The organism is Pontibacter arcticus, from assembly GCF_003284895.1.
GTDB lineage: Bacteria > Bacteroidota > Bacteroidia > Cytophagales > Hymenobacteraceae > Pontibacter > Pontibacter arcticus.
The window spans coordinates 510,132-533,201 of record NZ_QMDV01000002.1 but is presented as its reverse complement, the minus strand read 5'-3'; the positions used below and the strand labels follow the sequence as shown (position 1 = coordinate 533,201).

Annotated in this window: 17 protein-coding genes; 8 read left to right on the top strand and 9 right to left on the bottom strand. The window is 44.3% G+C overall.

Translation table 11 applies throughout. The features are described 5' to 3' along the window. Nucleotides 1–3: 3 nt before the first annotated feature. Nucleotides 4–465: a DUF4268 domain-containing protein gene (locus DP923_RS07445; RefSeq protein WP_112305208.1), complete on the bottom strand. Its 462-nt coding sequence runs from the start codon at nucleotides 463–465 to the stop codon at nucleotides 4–6. A gap of 699 nt (nucleotides 466–1,164) precedes the next feature. On the opposite strand from DP923_RS07445, the gene DP923_RS07440 reads away from it, so the two are divergent. Beyond that, nucleotides 1,165–2,451 carry a citrate synthase gene (locus DP923_RS07440; protein ID WP_112305207.1) on the top strand — a complete coding sequence of 429 codons (1,287 nt, stop codon included), beginning with the start codon at nucleotides 1,165–1,167 and terminating at the stop codon, nucleotides 2,449–2,451. A gap of 95 nt (nucleotides 2,452–2,546) precedes the next feature. Here DP923_RS07440 and DP923_RS07435 read toward each other — a convergent pair whose 3' ends face one another. From DP923_RS07435 to lepA, 4 genes are all read right to left on the bottom strand, one after another. Continuing rightward, nucleotides 2,547–4,472 carry an OmpA family protein gene (locus DP923_RS07435; protein WP_112305206.1) on the bottom strand — a complete coding sequence of 642 codons (1,926 nt, stop codon included), beginning with the start codon at nucleotides 4,470–4,472 and terminating at the stop codon, nucleotides 2,547–2,549. Between the two features lie 9 nt (nucleotides 4,473–4,481). Then, a complete protein-coding gene (locus DP923_RS07430; RefSeq protein ID WP_112305205.1) occupies nucleotides 4,482–5,135 on the bottom strand; it encodes a 7-carboxy-7-deazaguanine synthase QueE in 654 nt (217 codons plus the stop codon). Nucleotides 5,136–5,374: 239 nt separating this feature from the next. Further along, nucleotides 5,375–6,256, bottom strand: a complete 882-nt coding sequence (locus DP923_RS07425; protein WP_112305204.1) for a bifunctional 5,10-methylenetetrahydrofolate dehydrogenase/5,10-methenyltetrahydrofolate cyclohydrolase — start codon at nucleotides 6,254–6,256, stop codon at nucleotides 5,375–5,377. Between the two features lie 171 nt (nucleotides 6,257–6,427). Continuing rightward, nucleotides 6,428–8,212 (bottom strand): translation elongation factor 4, encoded by a 1,785-nt coding sequence (gene lepA, locus DP923_RS07420; RefSeq protein WP_112305203.1) that lies wholly within the window; start codon nucleotides 8,210–8,212, stop codon nucleotides 6,428–6,430. 456 nt (nucleotides 8,213–8,668) lie between these two features. On the opposite strand from lepA, the gene DP923_RS07415 reads away from it, so the two are divergent. Then, nucleotides 8,669–9,562: a transglutaminase gene (locus DP923_RS07415; RefSeq protein WP_112305202.1), complete on the top strand. Its 894-nt coding sequence runs from the start codon at nucleotides 8,669–8,671 to the stop codon at nucleotides 9,560–9,562. A 134-nt stretch (nucleotides 9,563–9,696) separates the two neighbouring features. Then, the gene (locus tag DP923_RS07410) at nucleotides 9,697–10,863 is read left to right on the top strand and encodes a sigma-54-dependent transcriptional regulator (RefSeq protein ID WP_112305201.1); all 1,167 of its coding nucleotides are present in this window, start codon (nucleotides 9,697–9,699) and stop codon (nucleotides 10,861–10,863) included. A 157-nt stretch (nucleotides 10,864–11,020) separates the two neighbouring features. Here the strand turns inward: DP923_RS07410 and DP923_RS07405 are convergent, their stop codons facing one another. From DP923_RS07405 to DP923_RS07395, 3 genes are all read right to left on the bottom strand, one after another. Next, complete coding sequence (locus DP923_RS07405; protein ID WP_112305200.1) at nucleotides 11,021–12,070, bottom strand: NAD(P)-dependent alcohol dehydrogenase; 1,050 nt, start codon at nucleotides 12,068–12,070, stop codon at nucleotides 11,021–11,023. 77 nt (nucleotides 12,071–12,147) lie between these two features. Beyond that, the gene (locus tag DP923_RS07400; RefSeq protein ID WP_112305199.1) at nucleotides 12,148–12,588 is read right to left on the bottom strand and encodes a c-type cytochrome; all 441 of its coding nucleotides are present in this window, start codon (nucleotides 12,586–12,588) and stop codon (nucleotides 12,148–12,150) included. A gap of 157 nt (nucleotides 12,589–12,745) precedes the next feature. Continuing rightward, on the bottom strand, nucleotides 12,746–13,645 hold the full coding sequence (locus DP923_RS07395; RefSeq protein WP_112305198.1) for an SMP-30/gluconolactonase/LRE family protein: 900 nt from the start codon (nucleotides 13,643–13,645) through the stop codon (nucleotides 12,746–12,748). Between the two features lie 144 nt (nucleotides 13,646–13,789). Here DP923_RS07395 and DP923_RS07390 point away from each other — a divergent pair, with 144 nt between their 5' ends. Further along, nucleotides 13,790–14,053 carry a DUF5118 domain-containing protein gene (locus DP923_RS07390; RefSeq protein ID WP_239020964.1) on the top strand — a complete coding sequence of 88 codons (264 nt, stop codon included), beginning with the start codon at nucleotides 13,790–13,792 and terminating at the stop codon, nucleotides 14,051–14,053. Between the two features lie 222 nt (nucleotides 14,054–14,275). Here DP923_RS07390 and DP923_RS07385 read toward each other — a convergent pair whose 3' ends face one another. After that, nucleotides 14,276–15,409 (bottom strand): hypothetical protein, encoded by a 1,134-nt coding sequence (locus DP923_RS07385; protein WP_112305197.1) that lies wholly within the window; start codon nucleotides 15,407–15,409, stop codon nucleotides 14,276–14,278. Between the two features lie 280 nt (nucleotides 15,410–15,689). Between DP923_RS07385 and DP923_RS07380 the strand changes: the two genes are divergently transcribed. From DP923_RS07380 to DP923_RS07365, 4 genes are all read left to right on the top strand, one after another. Further along, nucleotides 15,690–18,128, top strand: coding sequence for a zinc-dependent metalloprotease (locus DP923_RS07380; protein WP_112305196.1), 2,439 nt, complete (start codon nucleotides 15,690–15,692; stop codon nucleotides 18,126–18,128). A 295-nt stretch (nucleotides 18,129–18,423) separates the two neighbouring features. After that, nucleotides 18,424–19,926: a hypothetical protein gene (locus DP923_RS07375; protein WP_239020963.1), complete on the top strand. Its 1,503-nt coding sequence runs from the start codon at nucleotides 18,424–18,426 to the stop codon at nucleotides 19,924–19,926. A 116-nt stretch (nucleotides 19,927–20,042) separates the two neighbouring features. Beyond that, nucleotides 20,043–21,800 carry a cytochrome c peroxidase gene (locus DP923_RS07370; protein ID WP_165838161.1) on the top strand — a complete coding sequence of 586 codons (1,758 nt, stop codon included), beginning with the start codon at nucleotides 20,043–20,045 and terminating at the stop codon, nucleotides 21,798–21,800. 419 nt (nucleotides 21,801–22,219) lie between these two features. Continuing rightward, nucleotides 22,220–23,020: a M57 family metalloprotease gene (locus DP923_RS07365; protein WP_112305194.1), complete on the top strand. Its 801-nt coding sequence runs from the start codon at nucleotides 22,220–22,222 to the stop codon at nucleotides 23,018–23,020. Nucleotides 23,021–23,070 lie beyond the last annotated feature (50 nt).

The window sequence follows — 23,070 nt, the reverse complement described above, 5'->3', positions numbered from 1 at the left end:
CTTCTATTTCAGTTCTTCAAAACTATACTGTGCCATACTCCAGAATTCATCCAGCGCTATAATCCGGGGTTTCAGGAACGAGATTATAGCTGGCCAGTCTTCTTTATTGAATACATTTACCGGTTTTATTTCTTTGTAAATTCTGCTGATCGTTTTCCCGTTTTCGTCTTCGGTATGCAGGTCCCACTCCCAAGCTTCGCCCAACTGATCGTGCAGTATACTTTTCTGGGCTTCGAACTGCTCGAAAAACAACTGCTGCATTTCGGTATCGGGGTGCGTAAGTTCAATGGCGATAGAAGCCGTTTTTTTATCGGCCTGCATCCGGAAGTAAACATGCTTGAACCCCGTGTTGTAATTAAGCCAGCTAACTTTTATACCTTCTGCCGAAAGATGCGGGGCTATATACTGCCCGAACGCCGTCCAGAAAGCCTGCCTTAATTGGGATGCCTGTTCTCTTGTATACATTTTAAAGTATAAATTAAGTTTAGATAGTAAAAGAACCTGCTTTTAATGAAGGCTGATTACCTGAAATCATAAAGTTACGACGAAGAATTTTCGCAAAACCTGAATTTTCAAAAACAATTTAAACACCAAGTTGCTTACTGTTAATAACAAGCCACTTATAAAAGGGAGTGCTATGTTTAAAAGATGAAGGCGGTAAATTACCTGCCGTTGTTGGTGTTTTCACCGACAACTATACTTTCACCAACTGTAGCTTGCTAGTGAAAACACGCAGCAAGGGCAGCAGTAATTTATTTGTTTAAACGCTAAACAGCCTCAAAGTATAAAATGAACCGGATGTTAAGATTTTAAGCCAGAAACATACATTCGGTTTAATTAGCATAATAAATATTACTATTCGATTATCTGCTGAGTGTAGGTTATTTTTAACATAAAGTATATTTTTAAGGTAAATCTTACTTAAACTTATAGTGGCCGCTTCAGGATTATAATTTTAAAAACCGGTGTTTGAAACTGGTAATTAGTTAGTTATAATTTTTTTGTAACATTTTATTTAGCAGCCGTTAATAAGTAAGGTTTTGCATAAGCAAGTTTATCTAATTGTTAATTGAGGAGTTTAACTTACAATAGATTTCTTTTTTTTACTTTTTTATATAATTTCGCTTTCCGAGACACAAACAACAGACATAAACCAAATACAAAATGTCAGATTTCGCTGAGATTATTTTAGAGGGAAAATCCTACAAGCTACCCGTAGTAGTAGGTTCAGAAAACGAAAAAGCAATTGATATTGCTAATCTTCGTTCAGAAAGTGGCTACATCACATTAGATTCAGGATATAAGAACACCGGCGCTACGCAAAGCGCGATCACCTTCCTGGATGGCGAACTGGGTATATTACGCTACAGAGGCTATCCGATTGAGCAATTAGCTGAAAAATCAAACTTTTTAGAAGTTGCTTACCTGTTGATCTACGACTCGCTTCCAACGATACAGGAACTGGAAGACTTCAGCAACAAGATCAAAATGCATACTTTGGTAAACGAAGATATGCGCAAAATTTTAGACGGTTTCCCATCTGCAGCGCACCCGATGGGTATTTTATCTGCCCTGATCAGCTCCTTAACTGCTTTCTACCCGGAGTCGCTTAACCCGAACCAGCCAAAAGAAGAAGTTGATCTTTCGATTATCCGTTTGATCGCTAAAATTTCTACGATTGCTGCCTGGTCTTATAAAAACTCGATCGGCCACCCGGTTAACTACCCAAAAAACAAGCTGGATTATTGCTCGAACTTCCTGCACATGATGTTCGCTTATCCAACGGAAGAATATGAAATCAACCCGGTTGTTGTTAGCGCATTAAACAAACTGCTTATCCTGCATGCCGATCACGAGCAAAACTGCTCTACTTCTACGGTTCGTCTGGTAGGTTCTGCTAACGCAAGCCTTTACTCTTCTGTTTCTGCTGGTATTAACGCTCTTTGGGGACCACTACACGGTGGCGCTAACCAGGCGGTAATCGAAATGCTGGAAGCTATTAAAGCTGATGGCGGCGATTCTAAGAAATACATTGCCAAAGCAAAAGATAAAGACGATCCGTTCCGTTTGATGGGCTTCGGACACCGCGTTTACAAAAACTTCGACCCACGCGCAACTATCATTAAGAAAGCAGCTGACGATGTGTTAACTGCCCTTGGTGTAAACGATCCGATCCTGAACATTGCCAAAGAACTGGAAGAAGCTGCACTGAACGATCCATACTTTGTAGATCGTAAATTATACCCGAACGTAGACTTTTACTCTGGTATCATTTACCGTGCTATCGGCATCCCGACTGATATGTTTACCGTGATGTTTGCCCTTGGCCGTTTACCAGGCTGGATCGCACAGTGGAAAGAAATGCGTGAGCAGAAAGAGCCAATTGGCCGTCCGCGTCAGGTTTATACCGGTGCTACGGAGCGTGATTATATTGATATCGCTAACAGATAGTAATTCTGAAAGTATAAAAACAAGAAAGGCCGGTTACTGTAACCGGCCTTTCTTGTTTTAAAGTATAAATTGATTTTTACAAAGTATAAATCTGGCTATAAAACCCGCATTTCTATTCGTCGGTTAAGCTGTCGGTTTTCTTCGGATGTGTTCGGTTTTACAGGTTTGCTTTCGCCGTAGCCTTTCGATACGATCAGGTTTTTCGGAACTCCCTGGCTAACCAGATAATCTACTACTGCCTGTGCTCTTTTACTTGAAAGTTCGAGGTTGGCCTGGTCTGAACCCACATCATCTGTATGGCCAGAAATCTCCAGTTTTATACTTTGGTTCTGTTTGATAAAGCTGATCAGTTTGTCCAGTTCTGTCTTCGATTTCGGGTCGAGTTTATACTTGTTTGTATCAAAAAACAGATTACTCAATACAACAGCCGCCCCGGATTTTACAGGTTTTAAGTATACATCCAGCGCAACAGGAGTTAAAGCTTTAGCCGAAGTATAATCAAAACTTAAACTGTTAACCAGGTACTTAGGCGCACTTACATAAAGGGCATATTGTTTTCCTTCTGTCAGCACTACCGTATATTCTCCGGATACTTTATCGGAACTAACCTGCTGGATCAAGGAGTCAGAAGCAACATCGTAAAGCTGTACCACTGCGCCTAATGGCTTTTTAGTAGCCTCATCAAATACACGGCCTTGCGCGTAGGTGCTGTTTTCCAGGCTGCGCCATTCGGCAGGCACATCAAAGCTGTACAATTGTATGCTTGCTGTAGCCATATCGGACCCTACCTGGCGTGAGTAAAAGCCTTTTTTATTGTCCGGAGAAATGAACAGAGAACCTTCATCGGCAAAGGTATTAAGCGGATAACCCATATTGGCCGGTTCGCTCCAGTTTTTGCCTTTAGTACGTGTCGTTTTAAAAACATCCAGCCCACCAAATCCCAAATGGCCATCGCTTACAAAGTATAACGTAGAGCCACTGCTATGGATAGATGGTGCCATGTCGCGGGCGGTGGTATTTACATTGCGGCCCAGGTTTTCGGGTTTAAGCCAAATTCCGTCAGCAGCCATATATGTGACCCAGATATCTTCTTTGCCCACGCCACCACCTCTGGTAGAGGTAAAGTATAACGTGCGACCATCAGCGGACAAACTTGGCTGCGAATCCCAGGCTTTTGAATTGACGGTTGTACCCATGTTTACTGGCTTGCTCCACTCCTCACCGGTTTTTAGGGAAATGTAAAGATCACAATCACCTTGGGTGTCAGGTCGGTTACAGGATGCAAAAACCAGTGTTCGTCCGTCTCCGGAAATAGTAGCAGCGCCCTCGTTGGCTGATGTGTTGATCACTTCGGAAATTGAAACCGGATTTTGCCAGTCTTCGCCTTTCTTTTTGCTGATAAAAATGTTCTCGTCCTGAGTGGGATTGATGCCGGCACGGGCCGTGTAAATAAAAGAACGCTGGTCGGCGGTGGTATACGGAAAGTATTGCAGCCCAAATTTATTGATGGTAGCAGGTAGCAAAGAAGGGCTAAAGTTAACGGGCTTTTGAATAGCCACTAAAGCATATTCAATAGTTTTAAGCTGCCTATTAGCCCATTCGATCTGTTTGGTGTTTTTTGCTTTGCCTTTCAGAAAGGATTGGTAATTTGCTTTTGCCTGCTCGTAATTGCCTTTGTCAAACGATAACTCAGCCAGATCAAAGTAAAAGTTGGTGTACGCTGCGCTATAAGGTAAAAGTGCTAAGCCTTTCTCCAACTGAGATTGCGCCACTGAGTTTCGGCCTAAAATCTTGTTGAGGTTTGCAGCACGCAGGTAGGCTTCGCCAAAGGCCGGATCTTTAGCCAATGCTTCGTCCAGCACCTCCAAAGCGCGGTCAAAGTCGCGGGCACGTGTATACTCGTCAGCTTTGTGGTATAAGCTCTCTGCTTTTTTAGATTTGGTTGATAGGCTGTTTTGTTGTGCAAAAGCGGCCGTACTCAAAAGCAGCGCCACCCATAAAAGCAAAGATCTGTAGAGCATAAGCAAGTGTTACGGAATATCCATGTATTTATGCGTTTGCAAAGAAACACGCCATTGCGGGTTGTTCTTTACATATTCAACTATAAGTGGGGTTAGCTCGGTAGCTTTGCTCCACTCAGGTTGTAAGTATAATTTACATTTTTCGCCCACTCTGGCTGCATGTTCTTCGGCCCAGGCGAAATCACTTTTATTGAAGATGATCACCTTCAGTTCATCTGCAACCGGGTAAACTGATAAATCAGGCGCTTTAAACTTTTTAGGCGATAAGCAGATCCAGTCCCATTGCCCGCTAACCGGGTGCGCTCCTGAGGTTTCGATCATGGTGCGGATACCTTGTTGCTGCAACTGTGAGGTAAGCGGAAGCAGGTTGTAAAGCAGCGGCTCGCCGCCCGTGATCACCACCGTTTTTCCCGGAAAAGGGGAAGCCATACTTACTATCTCGCTTGTAGGAGTTAAAGGATGAGACTCGGCGTCCCAGCTTTCTTTAACATCGCACCAATGGCAACCTACATCGCAACCACCCAACCGAATAAAATAAGCGGCTGTGCCTGTATTTGCCCCTTCGCCTTGTATGGTATAAAAAGCTTCCATCAACGGTAATTCGCTGCCATCTTTTGGCACCTGGTGTATGGAGGCTGTTTTGTATGCTTTCGTTACTTCCAAAATTGTACTGCTACGGTCTACTTTAAAAGTATAACCTTCTGAAAAATAGTTAATTAAGCTGAACTCTTAATTTTAAGATTGAATCAGCCTTTAACTTACAAAGTTAATTAAAAAAGCAACATAGTTTATAGTGTGTTGTGTTCCCTTATTTCTATCCGGCTCCTGACCTAATCGTATCTATAAAAAAAGCCTCCATACTTTAGCTAGCAGGAGGCTTTTTTGTGATTTATACTTTTGTATTAAGCGTATACTTCGCGTTTGGCAGCTCTGAGTGTATTTTTAAGCAACATGGCAATCGTTAAAGGCCCCACACCACCCGGTACCGGGGTAATAAAGCTGCACTTCGGCGCTACATTGTCAAAATCCACATCGCCGCGTAACCGGTAACCAGCTTTTCGGGTTTCATCCGCTACGCGCGTTGTGCCCACATCAATTACTACGGCACCCTCTTTTACCATTTCCGCTGTAATTAAACCCGGTATGCCAACGGCTGCAATAATAATATCGGCTTGTAACGTATGATAAGCCAGGTTAACGGTATTGCGGTGGCAAAGGGTAACGGTGCAGTTGCCCGGGTAATTTGGTTTCGACATCAGGATGCTCATAGGCGAGCCTACTATATTGCTTCTGCCAACGACCACGCAATGTTTTCCTTTTGTTTCGATCTCGTAACGGGCAAGCAGTTGCAGAATACCTGCCGGCGTGGCAGGTAAATAAGCAGATAAACCAGCTACCATGCGGCCTACGTTCGTTGGGTGAAAACCGTCTACGTCTTTTTTAGGATCTACCGCTTCAAGAACCTTATCTGTGTTGATGTGCTTTGGAAGCGGCAACTGCACAATAAAGCCATCAATTTCATCATCGTTATTTAACTCCTCAATCTTAGCCAGCAATTCATCTTCTGTTACATCATCCTCATAGCGAATAAGCGTAGAGCCAAAACCTACGCGTTCGCATGCCAGCACTTTGTTCGTTACATACGTTACCGAACCGCCATCATTGCCAACCAGAATGGCTGCCAGGTGCGGCACCTTGCCTCCATTTGCTTTTATCTCGGCTACGTCAGCAGCAATCTCTTGCTGAATGGTTTCGGATGTTTTTTTTCCGTCAAGAAGGGTCATCTTTTTAATTATGAATTACGAATTATGAATTACGAATTGGGTTGATTGACAAAGGACTTTGAGAAATTTTAAAGGACAACCTCAATATTTATCTTTTGTCCTACGTCAAAAAAATCTTTTGTCTGATAAACAACAAGCCCCAACGCGCAGGGCACATTGGGGCTTGTTGTTTTAGTCTAGTTTTAGCACAGCTAAGAAGGCTTCCTGCGGAATTTCCACGTTGCCTACCTGGCGCATGCGTTTCTTTCCTTTTTTCTGTTTCTCGAGGAGCTTGCGTTTACGCGAAATATCACCTCCGTAGCATTTGGCCAATACGTTTTTGCGTAGTGCCTTCACTGTTTCGCGGGCAATAATTTTCTGACCAATGGCAGCCTGTATCGCAATTTCGAACATCTGGCGAGGCAGCAGCTCGCGTAATTTCTCGCAAAGTCGCTTGCCCCAATCGTAGGCTTTATCGCGGTGCACGATGGCGGATAGTGCATCAACCGCTTCGCCATTCAGCATCACATCCAGTTTTACCATATTCGACTGTCGGAAGCCGATCAGTTCATAATCCAGGGAAGCATACCCGCGCGAAATCGTCTTCAGTTTATCGAAAAAGTCGAAAACGATCTCAGCAAGCGGCATTTCGAACGTTAGCTCTACCCTATCGCTGGTTAAGTAGGTCTGGTTTTTCAGGATACCGCGCTTATCCATACAAAGTGTGATGATCGGGCCAACAAACTCTGATTTGGAAATGATCTGCGCTTTGATGAACGGTTCTTCGATGTGGTCGATGTAGTTTGGCTCGGGCATCTCGGAAGGTGCACTCACCTTGATCATCTGGTTTTTGGTGGTAAACACATGGAACTGCACACTTGGTACCGTTGTGATTACCGTCATGTCGAACTCACGCTCCAAACGCTCCTGCACAATTTCCATGTGCAGCATACCCAGGAAGCCGCAACGGAAACCAAAGCCGAGTGCAGCTGAAGTCTCAGGCTCCCATACCAGTGAGGCATCGTTAAGTTGGAGCTTTTCCATGGCACCACGCAGTTCTTCGTACTCCGTTGTTTCAACCGGATAAATACCGGCAAAAACCATCGGCTTCACATCCTCGAAACCCTGAATGGATTCGCCGGGACGCTCTACGTGTGTAATCGTATCGCCAACCTTTACTTCTTTGGCATTTTTAATTCCGGAGATCAGATACCCCACGTTGCCCGCTCCCATCACAGGACGGGACTCCTGGTTTAACTTCAGCACGCCGATTTCATCGGCTTCATACGTTTTACCGGAGTTAATGAATTTTACTTTCTCGCCTTTCTTAAGGGTACCGTTAAAAATACGGAAGTATACTTCGATGCCTCTGTAAGAGTTAAAAACAGAGTCGAATATAAGGGCTTGCAAGGGTGCTTCCGGATCGCCTTTCGGTGCCGGAATACGGTCGCATATGGCGTTCAGAATTTCTTCGATGCCAATACCTGCTTTACCTGATGCATGAATGATATCGTCTTTGTCGCAACCGATCAGCTCAATTACCTGGTCCGAAACTTCCTCGGGCATCGCATGCGGGAGGTCGATCTTGTTCAGAACCGGGATAATTTCAAGGTCGTTGCCAATTGCTAAGTATAAGTTAGAAATGGTCTGTGCCTCAATTCCCTGCGACGAATCCACGATCAGAAGCGCACCTTCGCAGGCAGCAATCGAGCGGGAAACCTCATACGAAAAGTCTACGTGGCCTGGTGTATCGATCAGGTTGAGCACATACTCTTCGCCTTTGTAAAAGTAGTTCATCTGGATGGCGTGGCTCTTGATGGTAATGCCGCGCTCGCGCTCCAGGTCCATGTTATCGAGCAACTGGTGTTGCATCTCACGCTCCGCCACCGTTCTAGTAAACTCAAGCAGGCGGTCGGCCAAAGTACTTTTACCGTGGTCGATGTGGGCGATGATGCAGAAATTGCGAATGTTCTTCATAAATATCTTATACGAAAGACAAAGTTAAGAAGAAAAGCGGTTCAGATTTTACAAAAGTTAAGATTTTCAGCTTCCGGATGAACAGATTTAAAAGTATAAAGCTACTGTAAGTGACAACTTTTTAAAAACCAGGTATAAATCCAGACCAAAAATATGCTTAACCAGCAACGATTTTTTAACGATACCAGGCTATCATACTTTTAAAGATTAAACCAAAGTATGACGTAGAATTTTTGTATCTTCAGAACAAATCAGACGCTGTTTAGCCTGTTCAAAGTATAAATATGGTATTAAACCATTCTGAGATTAGGGCTAAATAATAATAAATATTTTTTTGGCTGAAAAGGATTTAAAAGGCAAGGCTTTTGCGTTACTCAACTAAGAGCGTTTCTGCCTGATCTTTCATCATAAGATTTGCCGAAAAATTTAGCGCCACCACCATTAATTTTGGTTTACATGACGCCTTCTTTACAATTTTCGCCTTTTGTTAATTTTGCCGTTCGGTTCATACAGATCATTATTGTATTGCCGATGGCCGTATTGCTGAGCTTTTACCTGCCACCGTACAACTCCATGGAGTACGAGATGCACTTCCTGCTTTGCCTGTTGCTGGCTACGACCATTTCTGTTTTGGTAACCAAGTATAGCCGCAAGTTGATCGTGTTCATGTTTTTTGGAATACTAGGTACGCTATTCTATAACAGCACCCTGAAAGATAAAACGTTGGATGGCATTTACGGGGATTATAACGCCATGCTGGTAAACATGACCAGTAACGCCCATAATGTATCTTACTTCAAGCCTGTTCGTGGTACTTACTTTCAGAACCAACGCGTGAAAGGTGCCATGCAACCAACACACCCCAAAGTGCGTGCATTTGCTGTCGAGAACTCTACACGCTACTTTAATGACGAGTATTACAGCAAGTTCAATAAAATGACGCGCTACTTTTCCTTATTCAAGCATATCCGGCTTAACTGGAAGTATGTGAACGACCCGCTGGGCATGGATTACTACTCGCCTCCCACCGAAAGTATGGGCTTGCTTGCCGGCGACTGCGATGATTATGCGATTCTGATGGCGTCTTCTGTGATGGCGATTGGCGGCGAGGCCCGTGTGGTTGTTTCGCCATCGCATATGTACACCGAAGTAAAAGTCGGCACCACCGAGGATATCGAAAAAGTGACTTATGCCATCCGTACCTTGTTCCCGGATGAAGTGGCAGGCGGAAAAATTCACTTCCACGAAACCAACGGCGACCTTTGGATCAACTTCGATTATACCGCCTCTTACCCGGGCGGTCCGTTTCTGGAGCCGGAGCTTTACAGCGTAATAACCTTTACAAAATAACGTTAAAAGTATACTTATTTAGAATCTCAGAACCCGGTTATACTTTTTCCGTTTTACCGTACTAATCAGCAGCCACCTTGACAAGTGGCTGTTTTTTGTTTATACTTCGCCACAGATAAAACTAAGAGCGCTTTATGCCTAAAATATTAATTGTAGATGATGAACGCGCAATCCGCAGCACTTTAAAGGAGATTCTTGAATTTGAAGGATATGCGGTAGACGAAGCTGAAGACGGAGCACGTGGCTTGGACCAACTAGGTAAATCAAAGTATGATGTGGTGCTTTGCGATATAAAAATGCCGGGCATGGATGGGATCGAACTGCTCGAAAAAGCAATGGAACTCGTACCTGACACCCCTTTTATTATGATATCGGCGCACGGTACCATTGATACCGCTGTGGAAGCCACCAAGAAAGGTGCCTATGATTTTCTGCAGAAACCGCCCGACCTGAACCGTTTGCTGATCAGTGTGCGCAATGCTCTAGATAAAGCAAGTTTGGTAACGGAAACCAAGATCCTCAAGAAAAAGATTTCTAAAACCTACGAGATGGTGGGCAATTCGCCGGCACTTTCCAGGGTGAAACAGGCTATTGATAAAGTGGCTCCGACTGATGCCCGCGTACTTATAACAGGCCCCAACGGATCGGGTAAGGAACTGGTTGCCCGCGCCCTGCACGAAGGAAGCAACCGCGCCCACGGACCTTTAATTGAAGTAAACTGCGCCGCCATCCCAAGCGAGTTGATCGAGAGTGAATTGTTCGGGCACGAGAAAGGCTCTTTTACATCGGCAGTAAAGCAACGCATCGGTAAGTTTGAGCAGGCACACGGTGGTACCTTGTTTCTGGATGAAGTAGGCGACATGAGTTTGTCGGCGCAGGCAAAAGTTTTGCGTGCCCTTCAGGAGCATAAGATTACGCGCGTAGGCGGCGATAAGGATATACAAGTAGATGTGCGTGTGCTGGCAGCAACAAATAAAAACCTGCTCGAAGAAATTGAAGCCCGCACTTTCCGCGAAGACCTTTACCACCGTCTGGGTGTTATTCTGGTGCACGTGCCGCCTTTAAACGAACGTCGCGAAGATATTCCGGATCTGGTCAGCAAGTTTCTGAATGACATTGCCAAGGACTACGGTAACAAACCGAAAACCATCACCAAAGATGCCCTCGCCTATTTACAGGACCTGGACTGGCGTGGCAACGTGCGCGAACTGCGCAATGTGGTAGAACGCCTCGTTATTATGAGCGGCACTGAAATTACGGCTGAGGATGCTAAAGCCTACGCAAGGCCAGTGGTTGGTTAATTTTGACAAAAGATATTTTTGAACTCTTGACAAAAGACTTTTAATATCATCCAATAAAAAAGCCCGGCAAGTATACCTGCCGGGCTTTTTTTATACAATATTTATACTTTGTCTTTAATCCTTAGGCAAAATCTCTTTTGTCAAAAAGTTAACCAGCTTACTCTTTCAGACTGGCCATATCGATCACAAATCTATACTTCACGTCGCTTTTCAGCATGCGCTCATAAGCTGTATTGATCTCCTGGATCGGAATAACTTCCACATCAGAAAGTATGTTATGCGCAGCGCAGTAATCCAGCATTTCCTGTGTTTCAGCAATACCTCCGATCATAGAACCAACCAGTCGCTTACGACGGGCAATTAAACTGAAACCAGCAACGGTAGATGGCTCCGGCGGCGCACCAAGCAAGATCATCGTTCCATCGCGTCGCAGCATTGATAAGTATAAATTATAGTCGTGTGGCGCTGACACGGTATCGATGATAAAATCGAAGGAGTTACGCAGTTTGTTTAGCTCTTCCGGATCTTTGGTAACAGCAAAATTGTGTGCACCTAAATCCAGGGCATCCTGCTTTTTAGAAGGCGACGTGCTCAGAACGGTTACATCTGCGCCTTTGGAAGCTGCAATTTTAACAGCCATGTGGCCTAATCCGCCCAAACCAACAATTCCTACCCGGTGGCCAGCCTCAATGTTCCATTGCATAATAGGCGAATACGTGGTAATACCGGCACACAATAAAGGCGCAACACGCGAAAGGTCCATATTTTCTGATACCTTTAACGTATACTTTTCATCCACCACAATCTGCGAAGAATAACCGCCATAGGTAATAGTTTTATTATCGAGTTCATAGCTGTTGTAAGTACCTACGTTATGTACTTCGCAGTATTGCTCCAGGCCTTCTTTGCAGCTATGGCACTCGCGGCACGAATCTACAAAGCAGCCAATACCGGCAAAGTCTCCTTCTTTAAATTTAGAAACCTTTGTTCCTACTTTGCTCACACGGCCTACAATTTCGTGGCCCGGCACAAGCGGATACATAGAGCCGCCCCACTCGTTGCGCGCCTGGTGCAGATCAGAATGGCATACACCGCAAAACAATATTTCGATCTGAACATCGAATTCTCCTACCTCTCTTCGCTCCAGGGTATGGGGCGCGAGCGGGCTTGTCGCATCAAAAGCTGCGTATGCTTTAGCTGGTATCATAGTTTGTCTTTTTATATGGAAATGATAGAATTTATACGTTGATATTTGAATCCGGAAAGCGTCTGAGCTGGATTGTATTAGCGAAGCGAAAGTATGTATTGCGCCATCTGCTTGGCATCTTCCCGGCTCAGATCAGGGTGTGGCGTCATGGGTACTTCGCCCCAGACACCTTTGCCGCCGGTTATTATTTTTCCAGCCAGGTAATCGATGTTCTCTGGCGTGTTCTCATACTTTTGAGCAACTTCCTTGTAGCCGGGGCCTATAATTTTATTTTCAATGTTGTGGCACGACATACAATCCGATAGGCTGATGAGTTTTTCGCCTTTCGCAATGGCATTTACAACTGGCGTTGCTTCGTCTACAACTTTGGCATTGTCTTTATCAGTTACTTCGACTTCGGCTTCCACTTCTGCAGCAGCCTGGTTTTTATTTTCATACACATTCTCGTATTCTGACTTATTGCTGTTACAAGAACCAAGAACGATGCATATGCTTAAGGCACTCAGTATTTTTTTCATAGTAAGGTAGTATTAAAGTTAACAGCAGTTACCATTTTATCATTCGGAGAACCGCGTTAAGTAAATACTGCTGGAGTTAACATCTGGTTTCCTTAAATGTTTATGGGATGCCTGAATAAAGTAGGGGCAAATCTATAATTTATACTTCAGAATTAGTTTAAGAGACCTGTTTCTCCATTTTATAAAAATTGGCTGCTATCCCTTTTGACCCCGTTTTTACAGAAAATAAATTGCCGCTATCCGGGTACTTTTGCAGTTGTTCATCGCTTAAGCCTTCCCAGCCTGTTGTTATATAAAGTACATCAAGTTCCGGCCCGCCAAATGCACAGGAGGTTACGTTGGGGGCGGGTACTTTTACTTTAGAAATCATTTTACCTGTTTCCGGAGCATAACAGGCTACGGCAGCTCCACCAAACAAAGCGATCCAGAGGTTACCGGCTGCATCCAGAGTCATACCGTCAGGAGAGCCTTCAGATTTCGGGATTTCAATACATTTCCTTCTGTTACTGATCTCCCCTTTTTCAGAATTAAAATCGAAAGCAAAAATGGTTTGTGTGGGCGTATCGGACAGGTACATAGTCTTGGCATCCAAAGACCAGGCAATGCCATTCGATATGGTCAGGTTATCCAGCATCTGTTTTATACTTCCATCGGCCTCCATTTTGTAAAGTACGGCAGCTCCTTCGCGTTTATCCAGTGCCATGGTGCCCACCCAGAATCTGTTATCGGGCCCGCACTTGCCGTCGTTAAACCTGATGCCAGGTTGCTTTTTAAGTGGGTTAGTCAGCAATGTTAAGTTACCCGTTTTGATATCGATGTGATGAATGCCGCTTTCCAAAGCTACAATCGCGCCTCCTTCCTCTACTGGTACCACCGTTCCGATGCGGGAATTTACATCATATAGCCTGTCTTCCTGTTTTTCGGGGTCATAGATATGGAGGGCCTTTCCTTCGATATCAACCCAATATAATACCTGCGCTATCGGGTGCCACAATGCGCCTTCGCCAAGTATGGCGTTCTCTTTTAAAATGCATGTTGCTTCTTGATCTGAACTCATTGCCTGTTTGTTAGGAGTCTCCATTATAAATTTTATACTATGAGCGCTTATACTTTTTTAGGTCAAAGCATAAGAAAGTTAAAAGGGTGTACGGGCAACTGGGTATTTCATTATCTTAGACCACTCATAATCTAACCTGAACGAATGAAAAAAGTCTTACGCTACAACAATTGGCTGCTGCTCTTGCTATTTCCGCTGCTTACGGTGCAGGCAATGCCACAGAAACTACCAGATATCGCCAGTAAAACGGCAGGATTTAAAAAATATATGGGCTTTTATACTTTTTACTGGGATGAGGCCGGTGGCAAAGTATGGCTCGAGATCGATAAGTTTAACCAGGATTTCCTGTATGTAAATTCGTTGCCGGGCGGGCTGGGCTCCAATGATATTGGCCTGGACAGAGGCTAGTTGAGCGGCCAACGACTGGTATACTTCGAGAAGGTAGGTATTAAAGGGAATAGTACTTCAGGGTTTGATCCTTTTGCCATTAGGACTCACGCCGTAACAGCAAAAGGACCAGCAAATAAAAAAGTGAAGTAACACAGTTTTAATTACAATCCCCTTCAGAACTTATAATCATAAAGATCAAATAATTTGGAATTCTATATAAAAGAACTTAATCAGTATATTTTATTTTAGGGTGAAAACCCGATCAAATTCTTCCTGTGTTTCCAACATCTGAGTAGAGTTGTCTAATAGGTTATAAACACCTGCTATCCTAACTCCATACTTATCTTCTGCAATGAAATAAACTTTATTATTATTTATCGAAACACTTGTAACATTATAACCAGTCAGAATTACTTTTTTGCTAATATCTCCTTTTCTTACAACCGAAACTTTATCAAGCTCTCTAACAATATAATAATTCCCGGAAGCAAATAAAACTGTGTTAGGTTCACCACAATTCATGCAAGACATGGAACCAGGCTTAAACCCTTCATTTGATAAAAGGACCATCTTTCCATTTGTATCTATAAACCCTAAGCCGTACACACCCTGATCATAAATGTTTGCCATATTTGCAGCCTCTGGAGTTAGGACAATAGCACCATTACCAGTATAAATTGCTTCGCCATTCATTGTAAAAATGTCTGCCTCAGACTTACTTCCGGTTTTCATGTCCATAACAGAGGTTCCCTCACAGCCCTTCACCAAAGCCCGTTCTCTACTTAAGGCAACTAATTGGGATGAACAATTACCAATATTAAAGCGCTCATTGCTAACCGTATTGAAGGCCTGTGTAATATTGTCCCCGCTTAATATAGCAAAGTTGCCGGTAACATATTGTATATAAGGCATAGTTAAAGTTGTTTGAACCTTTTCAATCGCATGGCTTGATTTTCTCAAAAAATATCCATTTGAAAAAAACAAGTCGCCGTTATCATTCTCTCCACTGAAGTCCCCCACATTAGAAGGTAGTTGCAGGTAAGAATTGTCCAGATAAACACTGTATATTTCACCAGAGCTAAGGTAAATGATTAACCCATCAGAAAAGGGATAAACCAATGAAACATCTACTCCCTCAATGACAGCTGTAACATTACCTTGCTTATCAATCTGAAATAGTTTTGATGCATCATCTGCCTGAGAGGCATTGGTAGTTGTGCTGTTAGAAGCAGTACTATTTGCACCTGCTTCTTTGTAAATAATAGCTTGAGGATCAGAAAATTTAATTTTCATTTTGCTAGCAGCATCCTCTTTCTCACATGCTATTAGCAAAAACTGAACACAACACAGTAATAGTAGTAAATTTTTATTCATTTTTTAAACAAGATTAACAGATCTTAAAGATATGAATATAAACACTTAACGTCTATATTTATTTGTTTTTGCTATTAGTAAGTTTATCAGAATTTTAGAAATCCAGTGATATTTCGGTCTTAATCATTTCTTGCTACAAATCTTCATTTCAACTGCCAATTAGAAACTCTTGTTAGATCTCCTGCTCAACTTAATAGCTTCACTTATATACGACTATATTTTAAAATTCTTATCTTACCCTATTCAAAACACAATTTTTATCTCTCAACAAACGAAATAAATGAAAACCATCCTTACCCAGAAGCGTTGGCTATTACTGTTGCTGCCTTTACTTTCGCACATGGCGTTTGCACAAAAATTCCCCGACATAGCCAGTAAAACAGCCGGACTTAAGAAATACGATGGTTTTTATACTTTTTACTGGGATGAAGCTGCCGGCAAAGTATGGCTCGAGATCGATAAGTTTAACCAGGATTTCCTGTATATAAATTCGCTTCCGGGCGGGCTGGGCTCTAATGATATTGGCCTGGACAGAGGCCAGCTGGGCGGGCAACGGCTGGTTTACTTCGAAAAAGTAGGCCCGAAAGTGATGCTGGTGCAACCCAACCTCGACTACCGGGCCATCACCGAAAATAAAAACGAAAAAAGAGCTGTTGACGAATCGTTTGCCAAATCCATACTTTGGGGGTTTAAAGCCGAAGCTACCGACGGTAATAAAGTGCTGGTTGATGCCACAGATTTTTTGCTGCGCGATGCCCACGATGTAACCGGAAGTATAAAACGCAGCCGCCAGGGCACTTATAAAATGGATGCCAGCCGGTCTGCGCTATACTTGCCCCGCACCAAAAATTTTCCGAAGAACACTGAGTTTGAAGCCACACTTACCTTTACCGGAGGCGATGATGCCGGAAACTTTGTGCGCGAAGTAGCTCCTGATGTGCAGGCGTTAACTCTTCGCCAGCACCATTCTTTTGTGCAGTTGCCCGATGCGCAGTATAAGCCCAGAGTAGCCGACCCGCGCGCCGGTTATTTCGGACTCTCCTACTTTGATTATGCCACGCCTGTTGATGAGCCTATCAACAAAACCTTTATTGCCCGGCACCGCCTCCAAAAGAAGAACCCCAATGCTAAAATATCCGAGGCGGTTAAGCCCATTATTTATTATGTAGATAACGGCGCACCGGAACCCATCCGCTCTGCCCTTTTGGACGGTGCCCGCTGGTGGAACCAGGCTTTTGAAGCTGCTGGTTACAAAGATGCATTCCAGGTAGAAATATTGCCCGACTCCGCTGACCCAATGGATATCCGCTATAATATGATTCAGTGGGTGCACCGCAGCACGCGGGGCTGGTCGTATGGCGCTACTGTGCAGGACCCACGTACAGGCGAAATTATTAAAGGGCATGTGTCGTTGGGGTCATTGCGCGTTCGCCAGGATTATCTGATTGCGGAAGGATTGCTGGCTCCTTACGGAAACAACAAAACCGGCAACAAAGCAATGATGGACATGGCCATTGCGCGCATCAGACAGCTTTCAGCACACGAACTGGGCCATACGCTTGGTATCATGCACAACTACGCTGCCAACAACAATGCTTCTGTGATGGATTACCCGCATCCGCAGGTTAAACTGGATCGTGCCGGCAACATCGACCTCAGCCAGGCGTACGGCACCGGTATTGGAGAATGGGACAAAGTAGCGGTTGCTTACGGTTACCAGGATTTCGGAAACCGTACTGACGAGAAAAAAGCGTTAGACCAGATTCTGGAAGACGGTAGAAAACGTGGCTTAGCTTTTATTTCTGACAGGGATGCACGCGCAGCCGGCGGTGCGCACCCAACAGCTCACCTCTGGGACAATGGCAGCAATGCAACAGACGAACTACTGCATGTGCTTAAAGTGAGAAAAGAGGCGCTTAAGAAGTTTTCAGAGGATAATATCAAAACAGGTGCTGCCATGAGTACGCTGGAAGATGTACTGGTACCGATCTATAACTACCACCGCTACCAGACCGAAGCGGCAGCCAAACTGGTAGGTGGCGTAAATTATACGTATGCCGTGCGTGGCGATAAGCAGGTAGTTACTGAGGTTGTGCCTAAAAAAGACCAGCAGCAAGCGCTTGATGCTTTGTTGCAAACCATTTCGCCGGATGTACTGATGTTACCCGAAAAAATTATTAATCTGATTCCGCCCCGTGCGCCCGGTCTTAGAAATAACCGTGAGCTGTTCTCCAAAAGAACCGGTGTGACATTCGACCCACTGGCTGCGGCTGAAGCGTCTGCAGATTTTACGTTCTCTTTTTTGCTGCATCCTGAAAGAGCTTCTCGTTTGGTAGAGTTGGGCGCAAGAGGCAATAACCTTAGCCTGCATGAAGTAACTGAGCAACTAATGGATCAGACGTTTAAAGCGAACCGCAAATCCGGCATGGAAGGGCAACTACAATTCCTGACGGAGCAGCTGTATGTTACCCATTTAATGGGCTTAACGCAAAACGCGAACGCGTCTTACCAGGCCCGTGCTGTTGCAAATGCTTCGCTACAGGCTATTAAGAGTTTCGCAAGCCGCGAAGAACGCAGAACCCGAAATGCAGCTTATAAAGCGCATCTGGCTTTTATTCTAGCCAGAATAGAAAATCCGGAAGACATCAAACCTGCCAAACAAATCGACTTACCACCCGGAGCTCCGATCGGAAGCAGTGAAACGATGGGCTGTGAGTAACACAGAATTCTGCCTATAAAGTATGATTACGCCCCTGTTAGCTTAGTTAGCAGGGGCGTAATCATACTTTATAGATTGATACAGCAGGTAATTTATTAGTTTATACTTCCCCTGATTAATAAAATGATAAACTACCAGTAGGTTACTCTACAATGTATACTTCACTCCTTTAAAATAGAGATTTATACTTTATTTATATATATACTTTATAGGTATTGTATAGCTTTGAAGCAACTTAACGGAATCATAACTTTTCATTAACCCTCTACTAACAGTGCTGCCCTAGTTTTGGATCATGAAAAAGACCTTTGCTATGCAGCACTCACAACTTCCTACATTTGGACTGGCCCTTACGCTGGCTGCCACTATGTTTGTTACATCCTGTAAAAATGATGACGACCAGTTAGAAAACGGCAATCTTCAGGAAATCGCCATCAAAGACTATTCTGTTAACCCCTCCTTGGTAAAGACTTTGACTGGTTTTGATGGGGTTAAAATTACCACGCTCATCAGCAGCGACGACCGCCTGGAAGGATCGCCTGAGTTTGTGTATGGCGCGCAGCCTGATGGTGCCGGTTTGATGAAAGACCCGAACAGCGATGGCTTTCTGATGATAACCAACCACGAGATTCTGCAAGCTGTTTCGCGGGTATATTTAGATAAAAACCTGAAACCCAAGAAAGGAGAATACATTGTGAACGGTGCAGGCGGTATGTGGCGGCTTTGCTCTGCTACACTGGCCACTCCGCAGGAGCACGGTTTCGGGCCGGTTTTCCTGACAGCTGGCGAGAGTGGCGTCGAATCGATGATCCATGCAATTGATCCGCTTGGAAGTATTGGCGACAGAAGCCGCAACGACCGCACCCTTCCTGCACTGGGTAAGTGCAGTGCCGAAAATGCCGTACCACTTCCAAAAAATGCTTATCCTGGTAAAACAGTCATTTTTGTAGGTGAAGATGAGAGCAATCCGGCTAACAGCATGGGGCAGGTAAACCTGTACCTTGGCCAAACTCCCGGCGACCTGAATAACGGAGAACTTTACATGCTGCGCCGCTCAGACCTCAACGTTACTGAAACCGACATGGAGGTTGGCAAAAGCTATGATATTGAATTTGTAAAGTATAAAGATGTGAAATCCAGCACAGGATCACAGTTAGTAGCACAAACAATTGAGCAGAAAGCCATCCAGTTTGCCCGCGTAGAAGACCTGGATTATGGAAAAGGCAGTGCGGCCAATAACCGTAATTTATACTTTACCTCTACTGGCGTGAGCCCCGACAAAACTAATCCTGCCCCTGGCCTGACCATGTGGGGGCGCGTTTACAAACTCGAAATGGATGCCAGCAACCCACTGAAAGGCAAAATCACGGCGCTAATTGATGGCAATGAGAACCCGGGCAACAGCATTGTAAACCCTGACAATATCTGCGTAACCGAAAATTATGTGTACATCCAGGAAGATGGCGACTCTTTTTATAACGCCAACAACCACGATGGCCGCATCTGGCAATACGACCTGAGAACCAAGGCCCTGAAGCCAATGCTGGAAATGAACCACCGACGTGAGGATGCTACTTTCAATGCCAAGTATAATACTGCCAACTCAAACAAACTCAGCTCCTGGGAGTATGGGGCCATGGTTGATATTTCGGACCTGACTGGGAAACCCGGTACTTTCATCGTAAACATTCACCCGCATACCTGGCAGGATAACAAATTCCTGAATGCCGATGGCAGCGGACTTTCCTCTAATAAAGAAGGCGGCCAAACAGTAATCCTGACCAACGTACCACGCTAATTTCATACTTCATACCCGTTATCAAAGCAAAGCCTTACCGGTCTCGGGAGGGCTTTGCTTTCTGGTTTAATTGATTTGCCTCAATGAAAAAGTTTATACTTACCGCTGCAGTTCTTTTGAATTTAATCTTGCTGTGTTGCACGCCCGATGCCCCTCTCACCCCTTCGCAAAAAGCGAAAACTTATGTGCTGGCCGAAATGGATACCTTAGCTCATATTGCCGAACACAAGTTGCTGCGCCTTGCGAGTGCTGGTCCTTCAGACTCTATTCGTATAGCATTTGCTGAAACGCGGATGGCTTATAAGCAGGTAGAGCTCTTTACAGAATATTATGCCCCTACTGCAAGTAAAGAACTGAATGGTGCGGCGCTGCCTGAGATTGAAGTAGAAGAAACAAAAACGTTTGAGCCATCCGGCTTGCAGGTGATAGAAGAACACTTGTATCCGGTTTATGAAGAAAGTAACCGCAAAGAGCTGGTGCGGGAAATTAAAAAATTCATTTCCATACTTGGTCGCGCCCGCAATGTGCTGGAAAGTACAGAATTTACAGAAGCGCATCTGCTGAGTGCCTGCAAACAGGAAATCTACCGGATCATGGTTCTGGGAATGGCAGGATTTGACACACCGCTTGCAGCTACCGGCATTCAGGAAGCATCTGTAGCATTAACAGCTGTTAAAGAAGTGCTAAGCTTTTTTGGAGAAAATCCGGAACTGGAAAAGTTGTTATACGAAGCCATCGTTTATACTTCGCAGCAGCATAATTTCGATAGCTTCGATAGGATGGCATTTATCATGCGTTTTGCAAACCCTATTACACGATCCTTAACAAACTGGCAGACAGAGCTAAACATTCCAGCAGCAGATGCACAATCTGTTCTAAACCCCATAGCCACTACCCTCTTTGATCAGGATGCTGTAAACATAAATTATTTTGCCGGATCCTCAGAAGCTCAGGCCACTCCTGCTAAAATAAAGTTAGGTAAAATGTTATTCTTTGATCCGGTGGTAGCGGGTGGCACACGTACCTGCGGAACCTGCCACAGACCAGAGCTGGCTTTTACAGATGGTATGCCAAAAAGCGCTGCCATAGAGGCAGGTAAAGTTGTGCAGCGCAATGCACCCACCCTGCTTTATGCCGGTCTGCAACATGCCCAGTTTTATGACATGCGTGCGACTTCCCTGGAGAGCCAGGCAGAAGCGGTTATTCTGAATAAAGAGGAAATGCATGGTTCGGTAACGGAAGCTGCCAACCGACTGAACCGACAGCAAAACTATTTGCAGGCTTTCCAGGAGGCTTTTCCGGAAATAAAGGCGGAAGTAACGCCAAAGCACGTTATGATAGCACTGGCCAGTTATGTAAGGTCGTTGGCCCCCTTCAACTCCAGGTTCGACAGGCACATGCGCGGAGAAAAAGAGCTTTTATCAGTAGAAGAGGTGAAAGGATTTAACTTATTTATGGGCAAAGCCAAATGTGGTACCTGCCATTTTATGCCTGTATTTAACGGCACAGCTGCCCCTGCCTTTAACAATACCGAAGGGGAAGTAATTGGTGTACTGCAAAACCCAAACGCAGCTTTGCCCAAGCTAGATGCTGATGAAGGGCGGTATGTCCAGAACCAGCTGGCCGAACTCTGTTACTCTTTTAAGACGCCAACTGTGCGAAACATAGCTAAAACCGCACCTTACATGCACAACGGTGCTTATACTGGTTTGGAACAGGTAATGGACTTCTATAACAAAGGAGGCGCCGCTGGCATGGGGCTGATACTGGAAAACCAGACACTTCCTTCTGATCCGCTTAACCTGCGCGAGGACGAGATACAAGCCATTATTGCCTTTCTGCAGACGCTCACAGACGATACCTATGCCAATTAATTAGAAGTTTACTAGTACTCTATAAATAGCCACTGCCTTGCGGGTAGTGGCTATTTTATTTGGAAAATCCAGCAGAGCACCGTGTGATATTGATTTGCCTCATCTCCGTTTTCATAATTTCCAGATTTCTCTTAGCTATGTTTCTCATTATTACCCATTTTACGTGCAACCTATGTTATCTGACTTCGTTAAATCCCCTATCTAATTTACCAACCTCATCTATTGCACTTAAAATTTTTAAAATCATTTCTTCTATTCTTTTTCAGAAGAAACATTGTCTCCTGTACCAATAAAGCAGAAGTATAGCTGGATAGTGGTTAATATTTTATAATATCCTGATTAATAATTAGTTAATATTTTTTTACTACCCATATTTATTGCTACATTGAACAAATGTGAAACCCTAAACCTTAAAACAGATGAAATTTAACCGTGTACTTGTATTTGCCTTTATGGCAGCATCATTCAGCCTTACATCCTGCCAGAATGAAGAAGAAGTTACCAGCAGCAGTGAAATATCTGAGCAAACGATAAACGCCATAAAAACAATGGGTTTCAGTACACAAAATGTACAACGTGCTGAAGGGGGTTACCTGGTTGAGGGTGATATTATATTAAAAGAGAGTGATCTGCGGGATGCGGGTAAAGTGCAGGCACTGCGTGTTGGCGAAGCAGAGCAATACCGCACCACAAATTTAGTAACAGGGTTGCCAAGGGTAATCACTGTTTCAGTTGATCCGAAATTGCCTGCGTCTTATGTTGCTGCGGTAGATGAAGCGCTTGCCCGTTATAATGCAGAAGGAATTCAGCTTACATTCCAGCGTGTTACATCAGGTGCTTCTATTAACCTTGTTGCTGCGCCTAAAAATGCACAGTACCTAGCTTCAGCTGGCTTCCCTACTTCTGCTGGTCAGCCTCATAACGAAGTTAAAATTGCTACACGCCATATTGGTACCAACCCTAACAGAAGCTGGCTGGCTACAATTCTGGCACATGAGATAGGCCATTGCATTGGTTTCCGCCATACAGATTACATGGACAGAAGCTACTCTTGTGGTGGCGGTTATACCAACGAAGGAGCCAGCACAGTGGGTGCTATCCAGGTCCCGGGAACACCAGCATCAGCTGATCCAAACTCCTGGATGTTGGCATGTATCGGTTCCGGGCAGAATCGTCCGTTCAATACAAATGATAAAACTGCTTTAGGTTACTTATACTAGCCTTATACTTTAAAAATATACCTTACCTTTTCAGAGGCTGCCCATAACAG